Origin of the sequence: Streptomyces sp. MS19 (assembly GCF_047200595.1) — a bacterium.
Classification (GTDB): domain Bacteria; phylum Actinomycetota; class Actinomycetes; order Streptomycetales; family Streptomycetaceae; genus Streptomyces.
Genome location: NZ_JBJZOH010000004.1, coordinates 55,881 through 73,110 on the forward strand (window position 1 = coordinate 55,881; position 17,230 = coordinate 73,110).

Here is a 17,230-nt window from a genome sequence, read left to right on the forward strand (position 1 = left end):
ATTGTGTCGATACCCGCGCGCATCAGGAAGAACAGGGGGGTGTGACTCGCCGTCAGGTCGCCCGTCCGCCGCCCCGTCGCCGCCGCACCCTCAGGCGCGCGGGGAGCGCCCCGTGCGCAGCATCCGCAGCACCGCGTCCTCCACGGCTCCCTGTGTCGCCGGGCTCCCGTCGCCCGCGCCCGCGCCGAGACGCTGGAGCGCCGACTCCACGGTCACCCCGCGCTCGTACAGCTCGATCACCCGGGGGTTGATGTACGAGGCGCGGCAGACCGCCGGGGTGTTGCCCAGGTAGTCCGCCACCTCGCGCACCGTCCGCGCGACGGCGCGCTTACGCGCCGCCTCGGTACGGGCGGCGTTGCGCGACACGGCCAGGCCGACGGACGCGAGCACCGTGCCGTGCCAGGTCCGGAAGTCCTTGGCCGTGACGCCCACACCGCCGAGGTCCTTCAGATAGGCGTTGAGGTCCTCGCCCGTCACGTCGTGCCACGCGCCGTCCGCCCAGTACGCCAGCAGCCGGTCCCCGTCACCGCGCCTGCGGCGCAGCGCCGTCACCACCCGGCACACCTCCGGCGCCACCACGGCCTGCACCTGCTGCTTCCCGTGCTTGCCCGGGTAGACGAACGTCGCCCGCCCGTCGCCGCACCGCACGTGCTCGCGCAGCAGCGTCGTCAGGCCGTACGTGTTGTGCTGGTCCGTGTACCGCTCGCTTCCCACCCGGAAGAACCCCATGTCGAGCAGGCGGGCCGCCATGCCCAGCACCCGTTCCTGCGTCAGCCCGCGCTGGCCGAGATGCTCCGACGCGCCCGACCGTATGCGGGGCAGTGCCTCCGCGACCTCCAGCACGTTCGCGTGCTTGGCCGCCTCCCGCTGCGCCCTGAACTCCTCGTGGTATCGGTACTGCCGCCTGCCCGCCGCGTCGGTCCCCACCGCCTGGAGATGCCCCTCCGGATGCGCGCAGATCCACACGTCACGCCACGCGGGCGGGATCACCAGGCCGCCGATCCGCTCCAGCGCCGCCTCGTCACGCAGCGGGCGGCCGTCCACGTCCAGGTAGCGGAAGCCGCGCCCATGGCGCTTGCGCAGGTAGCCGGGGTCGGTCGGCCGCGTGTGGCGCAGGCGTGTGCGGGCCACGGCCCCGGCGGAGGGCCCTGGCCCGGACCGGGACGCGGGCCGCGACGTGGGCTGTGTCACGCCCCCCGGGTTCCCCACAGGCCGCCGGGGAAACTGCCGCCACTCCCGGCGTCACGGCGCCGCCACGCCTCGTCCACCGCCCTGCGCATCCGCCGGTACCGCACCTCGTCCCCGATCCGCCCGGCGACCCGCAGGCAGCCGAGCAGCGGCAGCAGCCGCACCCCGTCGCCCCGTATCCGGCCGATCTCCTCGAACGCCCGGTCCAGACACGCCCCGGCGGTCTCCGCCTCGCCGGCCGCGTGCGCGTGCAGCGCCGCGACCTGCTCCTGGAGCACCCGCGTCTCCCAGCTGTCCCGCCCGTCCGGGCGCCGCCGCGGCGGCTCGCCGCCGTCCAGCACGTACGCCCGCATCGCGCAGTGCGCCGCCGTCCGGTCCGCGCCCAGCGCCTCGTACGCGCGCGCCGCCGCCCGCGCGTGCCCGGCCGCCCCCGGCAGGTCGCCCGCCAGCTCCGCCACATGCCCCCGGAACTCCAGCGCGCCCGCCCTGCCCGCCTCGTGCCCCATCCCGTCGAACACGCCGTACGCCTCGGCGGCCATCGCCCGCGCGCCCTCCGCGTCGCCCGACAACTGCACGAGCATCGCCGCCGAACAGCTCACCACCGCGTGCAGCAGCGGCGCGTCCGCCACCTCGTCACGCAGCGCCAGGCACCGTTCGAGCGCGACGGCGACGGGCGTGTCCCCGTACACGAGGAACAGCGACAGGTTCCCGTACACCTCCGCCGTCCCCAGGCCCATGCCGAAGCGCCGCATCCGCCCGTGGGCCGACTCCAGCAGCTCCTCGGCCCGCCGGTAGTCGCCCGCGCGTGCCGCCCGCAGCCCGTCCCACGTCTCCAGCCTGGCCAGCGCCGTGGGGTCGTCCACCGACGCCGCGAGCGCCCGCAGCCGGGGGCTCTCCCGGTCGCGCAGCACCGCCTCGGTGACGAGCAGGTGGAACGTCGCGGACACGTTGGCGGACACACCGGCCGGCCCACCGGCCGACGCCTCCGCGATCCGCGCCAGCGCCTCGTCCGGCCTGCCGGTCGCCACCAGCGCGTACGTGTCCAGCGCCGCGATCTCCAGCGTCAGCGCCGCGTCCCCGCCCGCCAGCGCCAGCGCGCGCCCGCACAGCTCCACGGCGCGCGCGACCTCCGACCTGGCGATGGCCTGCCGCGCGGCGGCCACGAGCGAGCGCGCCGTCAGCTCCCCGGCCGCCCGCGTCCCCGCCGACCCCGGGTCGAACTCCCGCCAGAACCCCAGGCCGCGCACCGCGTGCAGCACGGCGAGGTCCAGCACGGTCGGATCGTCCTGCACCGCCCGCAGCAGCCCCTCCGCCAGCGCGACATGCACCTTCGCCCGGTCGCCGAGGACCATCTGCGCGTACGCCACCTCGGCCGCGATGCGGTTCCCGAGGAGGCCGGCCGAGTCCAGCTCCTCAAGCGCCGCGTGCAGCTCCGCCTCCCGCAGGTCGCACACCGCGTCCAGGTCGCCCGGCGCGACCCCCTGCCCGCCCGCGCCCAGGCAGGCGAGGACGTGCCGGGCGGACGCGGACAGCGGCTCGATGCGCGCCCCGAGCACGGCCTCGGCAGAGGGGGCGATCTCGTCCGTGATCCCGTCGCCCGCGAGGGCCGCGAGCTGTTCGAGGAACAGCGGGTTGCCCCCGCCGCGCCGCACCAGCGGCGCGGCCCCCGTCGCCGAGTGCAGCGCGATGTCGCCGCCGATCACCTCCAGCAGCGTCTGCGCGTCCGCGTCCGTCAGCGGCGGCACGCGGTACGTGCGGTCCGCGCCCCAGCCGGACGCGTCCCCGGCGCCCCCGCCGTCCCCGGCGTCGCGGCCCGCGAGGACGAAGACGCGCGGCCCGCCGCCGGGTACCGGCCGCAGCAGCTCGCGGAACGCGGGCGAGGCGTGCTGGAAGTCGTCCACGAGCACGACGACCGGCCCCTCGCCCGCGCTCACCGCCGCCAGGCTCCTGCCGACCTGCCACACCAGCTCCCGCACCGAGGGCACCGCGCCGCCCCGGCGCGCCGCCCCGGGACCGGCCAGCTCGCGGCGCAGCTGCTCAAGACGCGCCGGCTCGTGGTCGCGGTCGTCGGGACGGCACGTGACACGCACGGTCCGCCCGCCGGGGCGCCGCGCCAGCTCGTCCGCGAGGCGGTCCAGGACCCGGCTCTTGCCGCTGCCCATCTCGCCGAGCAGCGCGAGCACCGTCACCCCTTCCGCCGTGCCCGCCGCCAGGACGTCGCTGCGCAGCCGCGTCATCAGCGCCGTCTGGTTGACGAAAACGCCCTGCGCCCCGTCCGCCGCGCTGCGCCGCGTCGTCACCCAGGCGCGCAGCGGCCGGTCGAAGCCCTTGGCCGCCACCGGCGGCACCGCCTCGCACCGCACCCGGTCGCGCACCAGCAGCCAGGTGCGCACGTCCACGACCACGCCGTCCGCGGGCGCGGCGCCCTGGAGGCGCGCGGCCCGGTTCATCACCGAGCCGACCGCGAACGACGACTCGCGGTCCGTCGTGACGGCGCGGCCCGACGCGATCCCGAAGCGCACCGAGAGCCGCACGCCGTGCCGCCCGGCCAGGTCCGCGTTCCGCCCGGCCATCCGTTCCAGGGCCGCGAACGCGCCCTCGGCCGCCCGCACCGCGTCGTCCTCGCCCGCCAGGTCGGCGCCGAAGACGCCCACCACGGCGTCGCCGATGAACTTCTCCAGACGGCCGCCCGCGGCCGTCAGCGCCCCGCCGACCTCGGCGAAGTAGGCCTCCAGGATGCCGTGCCACACCTGCGGGTCGAAGCGCTCGGCCAGCTGCGTCGAGCCCGAGATGTCGCAGAAGACGACCGTCACCAGCCGCAGCCGTGACGGCTCCCGCGCCTGGGCGAGGCCGCCGCCGCAGTACATGCAGAACATCGCCATGGACGGGTTCACCGCATGGCACGACGGGCACGCGAGGTCGGCGGTCACCACACGACGCCCCCGCCCTCCATGCCGTGGCCCTCCACGTCACCGGCCACGTCGTCGATCTTCCGCTTGATCCTGGCGAGCACCTCGACCTCCTCGTCGGTGAGCGCGTCGAACGCCGCCACCTGGTCGGGGCTCAGCCCGTCCGGGTCGAGGCCGAGCAGGGACAGGCGCGATCGGTCGGTCATGGGGCCGCTCCCAGGGTCGGGTCCGGCGCGGCCCGGTCGGGCCGTGTCCGGTCGGGTCCGGTCTCCCCGGCCGCTGTGGCGGCCGGGGAGACCGGGGGTGCCGTCAGTTCCGCGAGCAGTTCGACGAGGCCGCGCACGCTGGCCAGCGCGCTCGTGGTGACGAGCCGCCGCCGCCCGGCGTCCAGGGGCAGCCCGGCCAGCAGCCGTTCGAGCGCCGCCCCGTGGCCGAGGTCCAGCTCGGCGTGCGCCGCCAGCGTGCGGAACGCCTCCCGCGGCAGGCCGACGCGCTCCGCCAGCCGCGCGGCCGCCCCCTTCAGCGGCGGGTTCCACTCCAGGACGGCGATGTGCCCGAGCAGCGCGACGGGGTGCGCGTGCCGCACGTAGTAGTACTGCGCGCCCGCCAGCCGTGCCACGGCCGCGCCCGGCACCCGCCCCGCCAGGTCGCGCGGGTCGCCGCCGGCGGCGGCGTAGTCCTCGGCCAGCCACACGTCGTGGCCCGTCTCCTCGGTGACCTGCCCGGCGAAGTAGCGCGCCAGCTCTGTCTCGCCCCGGCGCACCGACTCGGCGAGGGCGTCCGCCAGCAGGGGGGCGGTGGCCACGACGAGGTCGTACGAGGTGAGCAGCCAGCGCCGGTACGCGTCGGCCGTCCGCACCGAACGCCACATCGCGGTGGCCGCCCGCGCCAGGTCGGGGCGCACCAGGTCCAGCAGCCCGCGCAGCGTCGCCTCTCCCTGTGCCGTCTCCGCCGGGGTCACGGCCCGCTCACCGCCTCGGTGAACGCCGCGCGCCGCTCCAGCGCGGCCCGTGCCGCCGGGTCGGCCGCCGCGCGCCGCGCCCCCGACCAGCACGCGCCGCACACCGAGCGCTGCTCCTCCCGCACCACCCCGGCCAGCCCCACAGGGCCCACCCCGCCCATCAGCCGCAGCACCGGATCGGCGCGGAAGCCGTCCAGGGCGGCGGCGAGTCCCGCACCGTCCCGCACCCGCGCCCGCAGGGGCGCGGGGCCCGCGCCCATGATCACCGCCTCGTCGCAGCAGGCCGTGACCACGCCGTCGTACCGGACGGTGGGCGCTGTCAGCAGCCCGCAGGGCCCGTACGCGTCCAGCGGCCGGTACGCCCCTGCGGCGGGGAACGCCCCGGCGCCCCTGCCCGCCCGTACCGGACGGACCACGCTCACCTCCGCGTCCGGCCACCGCTCCCGCACGTCCGCACCCACACCCGCACCCGCGCCCGGCTCCGCCAGCACCTGCACCACCAGGCGGCACCCTGCCGCGAGCACCGCGTCCGCCGCCCGCCCGAACGCCGCGCCGCCCATCCCCGGGCGCGCGGCGTGGAACGTGTCGGTGCTCAGGTAGACCGTGCCGACCCCCGCCAGGACCTCGCGCACCCACGCGGGCACCACCTGCCGCGCCCACGAGCCGCTGGTGAAGACCACCACGGCCTTGCCCGCGTCCTCCAGTTCCCCGACCGCCCGCCGCAGGCCCCGGCGTTCGGCGAACGGCTCGCCGCCCGTGACCGCCACCGCCCGCAGCGACGGCAGCGCCGCCAGACCCGCCACCAGCCGCCCGAACAGCGGCCAGTCCCCGATCGTCGGACTGCGCGGCAGCGACCCGACCGAGCAGTGTGCGCAGCCCACCGGGCAGCGGTCGGTGAGGAACAGCACCGCCGTCGCTCCCGGCACCTCCCGCAGGCGCGTCGCCTCCGCGTGCGTCAGCCTTCTCATCCGCCGCCCCAGCCCGCCTCGACGGCTTCCGCCCACCGCCCCGCGCCCCACCGGCGCGCCAGGTCCGCCGGACGCTGCGCCGCCACCATCCGCTCCACGGCCAGCGCCATCCCTGGCGCCACCTCCGGGCCGCGCCGCAGCGTCACACACGTCTCGCAGTAACCGCCGCACACGGGGGCGCCGGTTCTGCGCGCCGTCTCCTGCGGGCCGAACGCCCGTACGGCGCGCAATACCCCGTCCTCCATGGAGCGGCGCCGCACCTCGGGCCACCCGTCGCGCGACGCGTGCCCGAGGACCAGGTGCGGCGGCCGGTGGCGCCGCACCAGGCTCTGCCGCGAACAGGCGAGCACCGTCCCGTCCACGTCCACCAGCGGCCACAGCGCGAAGCCGCACGGCTCCACGGCCCGTTCCGGCGGCCCGGCGCGCTCCCGTACGAACGCCCGCGCCCGCCCGGTCGCCCGCAGCCGCGCGACGAGGGCGGGCACCCGTTCCCCGAACGCCCGCCGCAGCTCGCCGAGCACCGTGCCCACATACGCGTCGTCGTCCGACGTCACGTGCACGCTCACCGACGGCACCAGGTCGAGCAGCACGCCGAGCGCCGCCAGCACGTCCGCGCGCGGCACCTCGCGCTCGTGGAAGACGTCCAGGCTGGCCGACAGGTGGTCGAGCCCGCCGACCGCACGCCGCAGCCGCGCCGGGACCCGGCCGCCGCGCGCGAAGAACATGCCGGTGAGCGCCGCGCTCCGCACGCCCGCCGCCCTGCCACGCGCGGCCAGTTCCGCGACCAGCGCCGGGCGCAGCAGCGGCTCGCCACCCGACAGGAACAGCAGCTCGGGGCGGTCGTCCGGGGTGAACGTGGAGACGAAGCGCAGAAAGGGTTCCGCGCCGTGCTGCGGCCCGTCCGGGCCCGAGCGGGTCGAGCAGTGCGCGCACGACAGCGGGCACCGCTCGGTCAGCGCCAGCAGCGCCCCCGCCCCGGGCCGCGCCCGCAGGCGCACGATCTCGGCCAGATGCACGGCGTCCCGCCCTCCTTCCCGTCAGCTCAGCAGCTTGGTCAGCGCGGTCACGAGGTCCTGGAGCGCGTCCTCCCTCTCCGGGCCGACCCGGTCGAGCAGCGCCGCGAACTGCGTCACCGCGCCGGACGGGTCGGTACGCCGCGCCCGCGCCCTGCGGTCCTGGAGCATCAGCGCCAGCGCCGCGCAGCTCTGGTTGGCCAGCTCCGTCAGCAGGTCGATCGCCGACAGCTCCCCGACCCCGTCGAGCCGCGGGTCCAGCACTTCGAGCACGCCCAGCACCTCGCCCTCGTGCTCGATCGGCGCGGCGAGGATCGTGTCCGGCACCAGGCCCGTGCCCTGCGCGAAGTCCGCGTTGAACCGCTCGTCGTCCGCGACGCCGCGCACGACGATGGGCTCGCCCGTGTTGGCCACCCAGCCCGCGATCCCGACGTCCGCCGGGATCGCCACGCCGATCAGCCGGTCCTCGCCCTGCCCGGACGACGCCTCGAAGACGAGGGACTGCGACTCCTGGTCGTACAGGCACACCGACGCCGCGGCGGCGGCGAACGACAGCCGCGCCAGCCGCACCGTCGAGCGGAGGATCTCGTCGTGGGTGCTCGTGCCGGGCTCCGTGCTCATGGTCTGCTCCTCGCCGGTCTGCCGTCGACGTTGTCCGCGACGGCGGCGAGCACCTGTCGCAGCTGGGCCGTCCTGAAGCGCGGGTGCTCCTGGAGGACGCGGGCGCTCAGGCCCACCACATGCGGGGTCGCGAAGCTGTTGCCGGAGACGACCTTCGTGCCGCCGCCGGGCCAGGGGACCCGTACGTTCACCCCGGCCGCGAAGACGTCCACCGGCGGGTCGGGGTTCACCTCCAGGTACTCCGGGTCGTCCACGGCGTGCGAGCCGACCGAGATCACCGAGGGGAAGCGCCACGGGTAGCTGATCACCGGGCTGTTGTGCGCGGCGGACACCAGCGTCACGCCCTTGAACCACGCGCGGTCCGCCAGGTCGTGCAGCCGCTCCTTCAGCGCCTCCTTGCGCGTGGACAGGCTCATGTTGACCAGGTCGAAGCCCTGGTCCACCGCCCAGGAGAGCGCCGCGAGCATCGCCTCGCCGTTGCCCCGCAGGTTCTTGGTGAGGACGCGCACGCTCGTCGTCTCCGCGTCGGGCGCGAGGCCGCGGATGATGCCCGCGCACGCCGTGCCGTGCCCGGCGACGTCGCCCGCGTCGTCCTCCACCACGCGCCACGTGCCGTCCCCGGCCTCCTCCGCCGCGTACAGCGGCACGTCCCCGCCGACCGCCGGGTGCGCCGGGTCCACACCGCTGTCGATCACGCACACCCGCACGCCGCGGCCCGTCGCCGCGCCCCACGCCCACGCGCGGTCCACCGCGGCGGGCAGCGGGAGGGTGTCCGGCGGGACGGTCGCCCCCGCCGACGTGTGCGCGAACCGCACGGTGCGCACCTCACACCGCGCCGACGGGCCGGTAGCCGAGGTCGAGCGCCGCCGCGTCCAGCCGTTCCGCCCAGTTGAACTTGACGCTCGGACACGGCACATGGCCCTCGCGCCACAGCTTCGGGCAGCTCCCGCCGCACACCGGCAGCAGCGGGCACCGGCCGCACTGCTGCCGTCCGTCGCCCACCTGCTCGTACCAGTCGTCGAACGCCCCGGCCGGGCGCGGCGCCGCGCCGGTCAGCTCGTCCACGGTCGCGACGACGCCGCCCGCCTCGGCGCCGGGCACCAGGGGGTGCTCCGAGCAGGCGAAGACGCGCCCCGACGGGTCGAGGATCTCGCGGTGGCGCGACGTGGCGGCGCAGGTCGTGGGCTTGACGGCGCCCGGCATCGTCGGGAAGCCGAGCCCGAGCGAGCGGGCCAGGCGCAGCCACTCGGCCTCGCGCGCCGCGTACCGCCGCGCGCCCAGCTCGACGGCCGACACGTCGTTGCCCCACGAGTGGACGGGCATCGGGTGGATCTCCACCTGCGGCGACGCGAGGCCGAGGCAGGCGAGGTCCACGAGGAGGTCGGGGACGGTGTCCTCGTTCTCCTCGTCCACGTTCACGCGGATGCCGATGCGCAGCTGCGGCACGGTCCCCTCGCGCACCGCCTCCGCCAGCGAGGCGACGGTGCGGTGGAACGCGCCCCTGCCGTTGCGCTTGAGGCGCCGCCGGTCGTGGACGGCCTCGGGGCCGTCGATGGTGACCTCCAGGGTGCGTACGCACAGCTCGTCGTGCAGTTCGCGCAGCGTACGGCGGGTCAGGAGGCTGCCGTTGGTGACCAGCCGGGCGTGGTAGCGCTTGCCGTGCCGCCCGGCCGCCGCCGTGAAGCGCGCGGTCATCTCGCGGACGACGCGCAGCGCCAGCAGCGGTTCGCCGCCGAACCAGGTGACGACGACCTCGTCGGTGGCCGGGTCGGCGAGCACGCCCTCCACGCGGCGGATGACGCGTTCCACCCTGGCGTTGTCGACCGGGGCCTTGAAGTGCTCCTGGCCGCAGTAGTCGCAGGCCATGTTGCAGTAGCTCGTCGGCATGATGGTGATCTTGCGGGAGCCCGGCGCGTCCGAGCCCTCGCGGTACGCGCCCAGCACGGCCGCCAGTTCGTCCTCGGCGGCGTCCACCACCGCGTGCCTGGCGGCGAGTTCGGCGAGCAGCTCGGGGCCGATCGCCGCGATCGCGCCGCTGTCGCCGCCGGCGAGACGCCCGGCCGTCGCGTCGTCGAGCGCGAACAGCGCGGCGGAGCGCGCCGAGTACGCCATCCGGACCGTACGTCCCGCCCTGTCGCGGTACCGCCGCTCGCCGAGCAGCAGGTACCGGCTGCGCGTCCATGTCATGACCAGTCCCCTGACGCCGCAGTGAGGTCGATCCGCAGGTCCGCCGAGGCGGGGTTGTACGCGTCGCGCGTGCCGACCGCGAGCCGCAGGCCGACGCCGCGCCGGGTCGCGTTCACCGGCCCGTCGGCCGCCGAGAAGCCGCTGTGCCCGTCGCCGTCGTGCCCTGTACCGCTGTGCCCTGTACCGAAGAGCAGCGCGACCGCCGTCCTCGCCCGGTGCACGTGGACCGCGCGCGTGAGGAAACGCAGCAGCGTCTCGTCCGCGCAGTCGAGCGCCGTCACCAGGCCGCCCGCCACCGTGAGCGTCACGGGGCGGCCGGCGAGCCGCGCGTCCCAGGCGGTCCGCCGGTTGACGGAGAGCGCGCCGTCGGCGGTGAACGTGCCGTCCGCCGCCGTCAGCGGCGCCTCCACCGTGCCCGGCCGCGCGCCGCGCACCGCGCCGCCGGTCGCGCAGACCAGCTCGCCGCCACCGGCGGTGCGCACCCGGGGCGCCGTCCCGAGGCCGCCGAGCAGCGCCGCCACGGCGGCCTCGACCTCCTCGTCCGGCCGCCACAGGTCGAGCGGGGACAGGTCCTCCGTGCCCGCGAGCTGAAGCACGCCGGGCGGCAGCCGCAGCGCGCCGTCCGCCAGGACGACGACGGCCGTGGCCCGTTCACCGGCCTCGGCGGCGGCGCGCCGCTCCAGCAGCTCGGCGGGCCAGCGCCCGGCCGCCCGCACCTCGGCGCGGGCGCCCGCGGCCCGCGCGTACGCCGCCAGCCAGCCCGCCTCGGCGGAGCGCGGCGCGGCCAGGAACAGCACGACGCGCCCGGCGCCCCGGTCACGCAGCAGGCCGTCGAGCAGCCCGCGCAGCGCGGCGCGGCGCCGGTCGGTCAGCGGGAGCCGCGGCGGCGTGCCCGTGGCCGCGCTCACGCCGCACCGCCCGTGTCCCCGCCGCGCGGTGCCTTCTCCGGTCCTGGCCCCGCCGCGTGCCGCAGCAGGGGCCTGATGGCCAGGAGTCCGGCGGTCGTCATCATCAGCGCTCCGCATCCGTAGATCGTGTCGATCCGGCCGATGTGCACACCGAGGAATTCGCCGTCCAGATCCCGCAGCGCGGTGCTCGCGAGGAATCCGGTCAGTGCCATGGAGAGAATGGACGCGAGATAGACCGCCGGATTCAGCACGGCGTTGACGCGCCCGAGGAGATGCTGCGGAGTCACCCGCAGCACCAGCGGCCCCACCACCACGTTCACGGCCGCGATGGAAATGCTGGCGAGCGCGAGAACGGCCAGCGCGATCCCCAGGTGCGACTGCCGCGAATACACCAGGATCACGACGCCCGTCAGCGCGATGCCGAACGCGAACACCCGCGTCTCCCCGAGGCGGTGCGCGTACTTCGCGGCGAGCAGCGATCCGGCGATGCTCCCGACGCCGAACGCGGCGTTCAGCGTGCCGAGCCAGCTCGCGTCCGTGTGGAGGTTCTCGGTGACGAAGAAGACGTTCAGCACGTTGAGCGCGCCGACGCCGAGCATGTAGACGAAGACGGTCCCGACCAGCAGGAGCAGCACCCGGTTGCGCACGAAGAAGCGCAGGCCCTCGGCCAGTTCGCTGCGGAACGCGCCGCCGCCCGACCGCGCGTCCCGCGCCCCCGCCGGGACCCGCAGCAGGCGGATGGCGGCGTACGACACCAGGAACGAGCAGACGTTCACCACGAGCGCCCACTCCACGCCCGCCGTGAACAGCAGCGGCGCGGCGAGCGGCGGCCCGACGATCGCGGCCGTCCCCGTCGTCGCGGTGAGCAGGCCGAACGCGCGCGTCCTGTGCTCCTCGTCCACGAGCGACGCGATCAGCGAGAAGCGCGACGGGTTGAAGAACTGCGCGGCCGAGGAGCTCAGCGCGACCATGCCGTAGATCAGCGTCAGCTGCGCCCAGGCGGGCCAGCCGTCGCCCGCGAGGGGGATGACCAGCAGGACGCCGACGAACACCGCCCGCAGCAGGTCGGCCGCCATCATGACGCGCCGCCTGTCCAAGCGGTCCACGTACACGCCCGCCAGCGGCCCGACCACCAGCACCGGCACCGCCGCCGCGATCAGCACCCCGCTGACGGCGGCCGGGGCCCACGGTTCGCCGGCCGCCACCGTGGTGCCGATCCACAGCAGGACCGTCGTGTTGAAGACATGGTCGCCGAGCACCGACACGGCCTGGCTGAACCACAGCCGCTGCCAGCCCCGGTTGCCCCACAGCGTCCCCGTTGCCGTCCCCGTGCCCGGACCAGGCGCGGCCTCGGCCGTCGCGCTCACCCGTCGCCCCCGCCGGCGCGCAGCGCGGACAGCAGCGCGCCCGGCACCGGCGCGCCGGGCACCGCGCGCCGCATCAGCTCCCGCGCGCCGTCCGAGCCGGCCAGTCCGTCCAGGTAGGCGCCCAGGACCCCGGCGCGCTCGCGCAGCAGCGCCTCGCGGTCGGCGGCGGAGAACGCGGGCGGCAGCGCCTCGCGCAGCTCCGGGCGCTCCTCGGCGGCCCGTTCGACCGCCTGCCGCAGCAGGAAACCCCAGGTCACCGGGCGCAGCGCCACCGACAGGTGGAGGGACGGCTCGGCCCCGGCCGCCGCCGCGTGCACGAAACCGCGCGGCACGTACAGGCAGTCGCCGACCCGCAGCGTCGTCTCGACGACCGCCTCGCCGTCCGGCATCCGCCGCCCCCGGTGCTCGCGCAGCGGCCACGGCTCGACGGGGCGGCTCACGCGCCAGTGCTTCGTGCCGGACAGCTGGCGCACGAAGACGCTCGCCGTGTCGTGGTGCGGGGCGACGCCGGGGTGCCCGGCCGGGGTGAGGAAGGCGGTGCAGTACGTGTCGTACCCGGTCGCCTCGGACACCGCCGCGGCGAATTCGGCCACGGCTGGGCAGTGCGCCTTGAGGTTTTCCAGAATGAGCGTCGCGCCCGCCCGTAAGCGGGCCGCCACTTTCGCCCCGTCCGTCACGCGGTCGGCCGCCGAACGGCCATAGCGCCCGTCCGCCGCGACGGAAAGCGACGGAACAGGCCGTCCTTCCGCGATCAACCGCACGGAATCCACCGGAAAACCACGCGACACCATCTCGTCCACGTCCGCCAGGGACAGCAGATCGCCGAAGTCGCCGAGCCCGGTGCTGAGTACGGGCTCGCGTTCCCAGGCCGATTCGAGAATGGCGGTGTCTTCGACCAGGCGGAGCAGGCAGTCCATGGTCCTCCTCGACGGAGCCGGCCCGGGATCTCGCTCGGAGAGTACGCCCATGGAAGCGGGCCGACAAGCGGTGACGGGCACATTGACAGGAACGCTGCCCTGTGCAACTCGGCGCCGCGCGCGCTCTTTCGGGGAAAACCCGGCTCCGATGTCGTCTTCACACTTTCCACCGAACCGCTTGACAGTGTTTCCTCCGGGGAGGAATGTGAACTGCGCCGTATCCGGCGGCGATCGGTCGTGCAGGGGGACATGGCGAGCCGGAAGAAATCATGTCCGGATATCGGAATCCCCGCGACACGCACGCAACAGCGCAATCGGCGCCGCCCCGCACCATGTCAGTCTCCACCAGATGCGAGTCGACGGAGGACGTCATGACCGAACAGAACGAGCCCAGCAAGGAAGAGATCGAGGCCGGTCAGGCCGAGGTCGAGCAGGCCGAGGACGACGTCGAGGGACACGGCATCCGTGAGGCGCAGCCCGTCGAGGCGCCGTTCCTCGACGTCAACTTCGGCTGCTGACAGGGACCGCTGAAGCACCCTTACGGGCCGGCCGTACGACGGATCGCCGTCCGCCGTACGGCCGGTGCACCGTGCTTTTCCCCATGTGGCGCGACCGTTTGCGGAGGAATTCCCTTGGGTGGCACGACGAACCACGGCGAAAAACCGTTCGGGTTCCTCTCCGACACACGACGTCCACCGTCAGGACGGGCCGCCGCGCTGCGCACCGTGCGGGAACTTCTCGGCAGCCGTGAACCCGGAGAGCTGTATCGCGCGTGCAATCTCCTGGCGCTTCTGCATTTCCGCACCGGCGCCCCGGAGGAGGCCCGTGCGCTGTGCCGCGACCAGATCGCGTACGCGCGCGCCCGCCGCGGCACCGCCCTCGGCCCGCGCTTCACCGTCCTGGCGCTCCAGCCGCAGGTCAACCTCATCCGCCTCAAGGGCTACGCGCCCGCCACCGCCGACGAGGCGCTGCGCGACCTGGCCGCCCTCGAACCCCTCGTCTCCGGGCACGGCACCGAACTGCCCGACCTCGCCTACGACACCGCCACCGTCCGCCGCCTGACCGGAGACGGTCTCCTGGACCGGGCCGTGGTGCGCAACATCGTCGTGCAGGACACCCTCCAGATCCTCAGACGCCACCGGCGGGACGCCCAACTCCTCGCCGCCGCCGCGCGCTTTTGCGACCTGTGGACCGACATCCCGGCGGAGCGGACCCTCCAGCACGCCCAGGAGGCGCCCTGGCTCGTGGACGCGGCCGCGCAGCCCGTCCTCACCCCCGCCGCGCTCGACCACGCGTCCTCGCCCACCGCGGCGCGCCTGACGTACGTCCGGCTGCTGCACGCCGCCGCCGCCTCGGCCGCCTCGCCCGACGCGGCCGGACGGGACCGCGCGCGCGGGCTCGTCACGGCACTGGCGGAGCGGCGGGACGCACTCGGCGGCCCGTTCGCCTCGCCCGCGACGCCGCTGCGCTGGCTCGCCCAGCTGGCGCTCACCGCCGGGCGCGCGGCGCTCCCCGGCATCGCCGCCGCGCTCTTCGGCGAGCTGGCCCGGCACGCGGAGACCCCGGCCGACCCGGTTCTCGACGGTGTGGTGCGCGACCGGCTCGGCCGCCCGCCGCGGCCCGTGCCGCCCGACGAACGCGCCCCCGTACCGGCGGAGTTGGCCGCCACCGTACGCGAGCGGCTCGCCGACGGCCTGCGCGCCGCCGCATGACACGACCGTGACGCGACCTGGAGGACCCCCGAGCATGACCGACACGCCTGGTGGCGAACTGCTGTTCGCCATCGACCCGTTGGTGATCGAGGCGACGGCGGACGGCCTGGTCGTCTCCAGCCCGCGCCTGCGCACCCGGCTGCACGTCGAGCCGCGCGTCGCGGAACTGCTCCTCGCCGCCCGCGACGGCGTCCGCGCCGACGCCGGGGGAGCGGCGGCCGGCGCCGTCGCCCGGCTGGCGCGCGACGGCTTCCTCGTGCCCAAGGAGGACACCGCCGACGCCCCCGGCATCCCCTGGGACGCCTGGGGCGTGACCGCGTGGAGCCTGCACCGCCAGACGCGCGACACCCCGTTCGTCGGCTCGCGCTCCGACGACCGCGAGCACCTCGCCGAGGTGCTCGCGGAGATCGAGTCACGCCCCCGCCCTTCCGCCGTCCGCGCGCCACGCTCGGACCGCGTCCTGCTGCTGCCCCGCGTGCGCACGCGCATGGCCGCGCCCTACCGCGACGTTCTCGAACTGCGGCGCACCCACCGCGACTTCGCGGACGAGCCGATCGCCCTCGACGCGTTCTCCGACATGCTGCACTACTGCTTCGCGCCGCTGCGCTTCGCCGACGCGGGGCCCATGGGCGTGCTCCAGCTGCGCGCCGCCGCGTCCGGCGGGGCGCGGCACGAGACGGAGGCGTTCGTCTTCGCCCTGAACGTCACGGGCGTGCGCCCCGGGCTCTACCACTACGACCCGGTGCGGCACGGCCTCGAACCCGTCGCCCCCGACGCGGGCCGCGCCGACCTCGAACACCTCACGTACCGCCAGGGGTTCTTCGAGCACGCCGCCTTCGGCGTGCTGACGGCCGCCGTCGCGCACCGGATGTCGTGGAAGTACCGGCACCCGCGCGCGTACAAGCTGCTGCTCCAGAACGTCGGGCACGTCGCGCAGGTCTTCTCCATGACCGCGACCGCGCTCGGCCTCGGCGCCGCCCTCACCGGCGCGATCCGCGACAGCGAGGCGGACGACCTGCTCGGGCTCGACCAGCCGGCCGAGTTCACGACCTTCGCGCTCGCCTGCGGCGTGCCGCTGCGCGGGCCCGACGGGATGCCGCTGTCCGTGCGCACGCCGCAGGAGCCGCCGCCGTCGTTCTGAGCGTGCGCGGCACGGCCCTCAGGCCAGCAGCAGCGACTGCGGCTGCGCCGACAGCGTCCGGTCGAGCACCAGGCACGCCGCGCCGACCGCACCCACGTCGTCACCCACCTCGGTGCTCGTCACCCGCGTCGGGTGCAGGCTCTTCACGAACGGCGACTTCTCCACCAGCGCGGGCACGATCCGCAGGAACCGGTCCGCCACGTGCGGCCAGATCGGGCCGCCGAAGACGATCAGTTCGGCGTCCACCAGCGTCGCCGCCGCGCACACGCCCCGGCCGACACGGACGGCCTGCCGGTCGATGATGTCGCCCGCCGTCCCGTTCCCCTCGGCCGCGAGGCGGCACAGCTCGGCGAGGCTGCGCTCCGCGTCGCGTGGCCCGATCGGCGTGAAGTCGTGGCTGAGCACGCCCAGATGGATCGCCTCGTCCACCATGCCGCGCGTGGTGAGGGCCGCGCCGAGGCCGCCGACCTCGCCCGCGTTGCCCGACACGCCGCGCAGCACCGTGTCCTCGACGACCAGGCCCATGCCGGAGCCGGTGCCCAGGTAGAAGAACAGGAAGTTCCCGCTGTGCGCGGCGGCGCCCGCCCACCGTTCGGCGATGGCCGCCGCGATGACGTCCTTGTCCATCACCACCGGGAGGCCGGTCTCCTCGGCGAGGTAGTCCCGCAGCGGGACACGCCCCCAGCCCTCCAGCTCCGGCGGGTCCACGACCAGCCCGGCCGCCACGTCCACCGGTCCCGGCGCGGCGATGCCCAGGCCGAGCAGCCGGTCGGCGGGCACGCCCGACTCGTCGATGAGTGTCCTTATCGACGCGCTGAGCCCCGCGAGCGTCTGCTCGGGGTCGGCCACCCGGGGCGTGGGCACCCGCAGGTGCGCCACCACGTTCCCCAGCAGGTCGAGGACGACATACGTGATCACCGCCGGGTCGAGGTGCACGCCGACGGCGAACCGCGCCCGCGCGTTCACCCGCAGCAGCGTGCGCGGCTTGCCGCTGCCGAAGCTCTTCTTGCCGGTCTCCAGCGCCAGCCCGTGGTCCAGCAGGCGGCGGCAGATGTTGGACACCGTCTGCGCCGACAGGCCGGTGGACTCGGCGAGTTCGACGCGGCTCAGCCCGTCCGGCACGCGCCGGATCGCGTCGAGGATCACGGACTCGTTGAAGTCCCCCATGCGCGGCAGGTTGGTGCCGCGCCGGATCGCTGTCTGTCGAGTGCCCATCACGCTGTCCTCCAGGCCGCGGAAAGGTCGGTGCGCCCGTCGGCCCGAGGGCCTGCCGGGTGGTGCGGGTCGGTGGCGCGGCGGCCTCCCGCCGAGCCGCGGGCCGCGCCCGGCCCGGACCGG

General features: G+C 75.7%; 16 protein-coding genes. 3 read left to right on the top strand and 13 right to left on the bottom strand.

All coding sequences use genetic code 11. The features are described from left to right. Positions 1-90: 90 nt before the first annotated feature. Genes ACL02R_RS05815 through ACL02R_RS05870 form a run of 12 tightly spaced genes read right to left on the bottom strand, consistent with a single transcriptional unit; the run spans position 91 to position 13,039 of the window. The gene (locus ACL02R_RS05815; RefSeq protein ID WP_412795767.1) at positions 91-1,131 is read right to left on the bottom strand and encodes a DNA topoisomerase IB; all 1,041 of its coding nucleotides are present in this window, start codon (positions 1,129-1,131) and stop codon (positions 91-93) included. Between the two features lie 56 nt (positions 1,132-1,187). Next, positions 1,188-4,070 carry an AAA family ATPase gene (locus tag ACL02R_RS05820; protein WP_412795768.1) on the bottom strand — a complete coding sequence of 961 codons (2,883 nt, stop codon included), beginning with the start codon at positions 4,068-4,070 and terminating at the stop codon, positions 1,188-1,190. 44 nt (positions 4,071-4,114) lie between these two features. Next, positions 4,115-4,303, bottom strand: coding sequence for an aroma-sacti cluster domain-containing protein (locus ACL02R_RS05825; RefSeq protein WP_412795769.1), 189 nt, complete (start codon positions 4,301-4,303; stop codon positions 4,115-4,117). Then, the gene (locus ACL02R_RS05830) at positions 4,300-5,058 is read right to left on the bottom strand and encodes an iron-containing redox enzyme family protein (protein WP_412795770.1); all 759 of its coding nucleotides are present in this window, start codon (positions 5,056-5,058) and stop codon (positions 4,300-4,302) included. Before ACL02R_RS05830 ends, ACL02R_RS05825 begins: the two co-directional genes overlap by 4 nt. Further along, positions 5,055-6,026 (bottom strand): radical SAM protein, encoded by a 972-nt coding sequence (locus tag ACL02R_RS05835; RefSeq protein ID WP_412795771.1) that lies wholly within the window; start codon positions 6,024-6,026, stop codon positions 5,055-5,057. Before ACL02R_RS05835 ends, ACL02R_RS05830 begins: the two co-directional genes overlap by 4 nt. Beyond that, complete coding sequence (locus ACL02R_RS05840; protein ID WP_412795772.1) at positions 6,023-7,042, bottom strand: radical SAM protein; 1,020 nt, start codon at positions 7,040-7,042, stop codon at positions 6,023-6,025. The genes ACL02R_RS05835 and ACL02R_RS05840 overlap by 4 nt, the downstream gene beginning before the upstream one ends. Before the next feature lie 21 nt (positions 7,043-7,063). Next, positions 7,064-7,660 carry a GAF domain-containing protein gene (locus ACL02R_RS05845; protein WP_412795773.1) on the bottom strand — a complete coding sequence of 199 codons (597 nt, stop codon included), beginning with the start codon at positions 7,658-7,660 and terminating at the stop codon, positions 7,064-7,066. Further along, positions 7,657-8,475, bottom strand: a complete 819-nt coding sequence (locus ACL02R_RS05850) for a S8 family serine peptidase (protein WP_412795774.1) — start codon at positions 8,473-8,475, stop codon at positions 7,657-7,659. The genes ACL02R_RS05845 and ACL02R_RS05850 overlap by 4 nt, the downstream gene beginning before the upstream one ends. A 10-nt stretch (positions 8,476-8,485) precedes the next feature. Further along, positions 8,486-9,847 (bottom strand): radical SAM protein, encoded by a 1,362-nt coding sequence (locus ACL02R_RS05855; RefSeq protein WP_412795775.1) that lies wholly within the window; start codon positions 9,845-9,847, stop codon positions 8,486-8,488. Beyond that, positions 9,844-10,755, bottom strand: coding sequence for a hypothetical protein (locus ACL02R_RS05860; RefSeq protein ID WP_412795776.1), 912 nt, complete (start codon positions 10,753-10,755; stop codon positions 9,844-9,846). Before ACL02R_RS05860 ends, ACL02R_RS05855 begins: the two co-directional genes overlap by 4 nt. Further along, positions 10,752-12,122, bottom strand: coding sequence for an MFS transporter (locus tag ACL02R_RS05865; RefSeq protein WP_412795777.1), 1,371 nt, complete (start codon positions 12,120-12,122; stop codon positions 10,752-10,754). Before ACL02R_RS05865 ends, ACL02R_RS05860 begins: the two co-directional genes overlap by 4 nt. Then, positions 12,119-13,039, bottom strand: a complete 921-nt coding sequence (locus ACL02R_RS05870) for a JmjC domain-containing protein (protein ID WP_412795778.1) — start codon at positions 13,037-13,039, stop codon at positions 12,119-12,121. Before ACL02R_RS05870 ends, ACL02R_RS05865 begins: the two co-directional genes overlap by 4 nt. Positions 13,040-13,410: 371 nt before the next feature. Between ACL02R_RS05870 and ACL02R_RS05875 the strand changes: the two genes are divergently transcribed. The 3 genes from ACL02R_RS05875 to ACL02R_RS05885 all read left to right on the top strand — a co-directional run bounded on the left by ACL02R_RS05875 (position 13,411) and on the right by ACL02R_RS05885 (position 15,892). Continuing rightward, positions 13,411-13,557: a hypothetical protein gene (locus tag ACL02R_RS05875; protein WP_412795779.1), complete on the top strand. Its 147-nt coding sequence runs from the start codon at positions 13,411-13,413 to the stop codon at positions 13,555-13,557. 114 nt (positions 13,558-13,671) lie between these two features. Continuing rightward, positions 13,672-14,751, top strand: a complete 1,080-nt coding sequence (locus ACL02R_RS05880; RefSeq protein WP_412795780.1) for a hypothetical protein — start codon at positions 13,672-13,674, stop codon at positions 14,749-14,751. A gap of 34 nt (positions 14,752-14,785) precedes the next feature. Next, positions 14,786-15,892: a SagB/ThcOx family dehydrogenase gene (locus ACL02R_RS05885; RefSeq protein ID WP_412795781.1), complete on the top strand. Its 1,107-nt coding sequence runs from the start codon at positions 14,786-14,788 to the stop codon at positions 15,890-15,892. 18 nt (positions 15,893-15,910) lie between these two features. Here ACL02R_RS05885 and ACL02R_RS05890 read toward each other — a convergent pair whose 3' ends face one another. Further along, on the bottom strand, positions 15,911-17,107 hold the full coding sequence (locus ACL02R_RS05890) for an ROK family transcriptional regulator (RefSeq protein ID WP_362963033.1): 1,197 nt from the start codon (positions 17,105-17,107) through the stop codon (positions 15,911-15,913). Positions 17,108-17,230 lie beyond the last annotated feature (123 nt).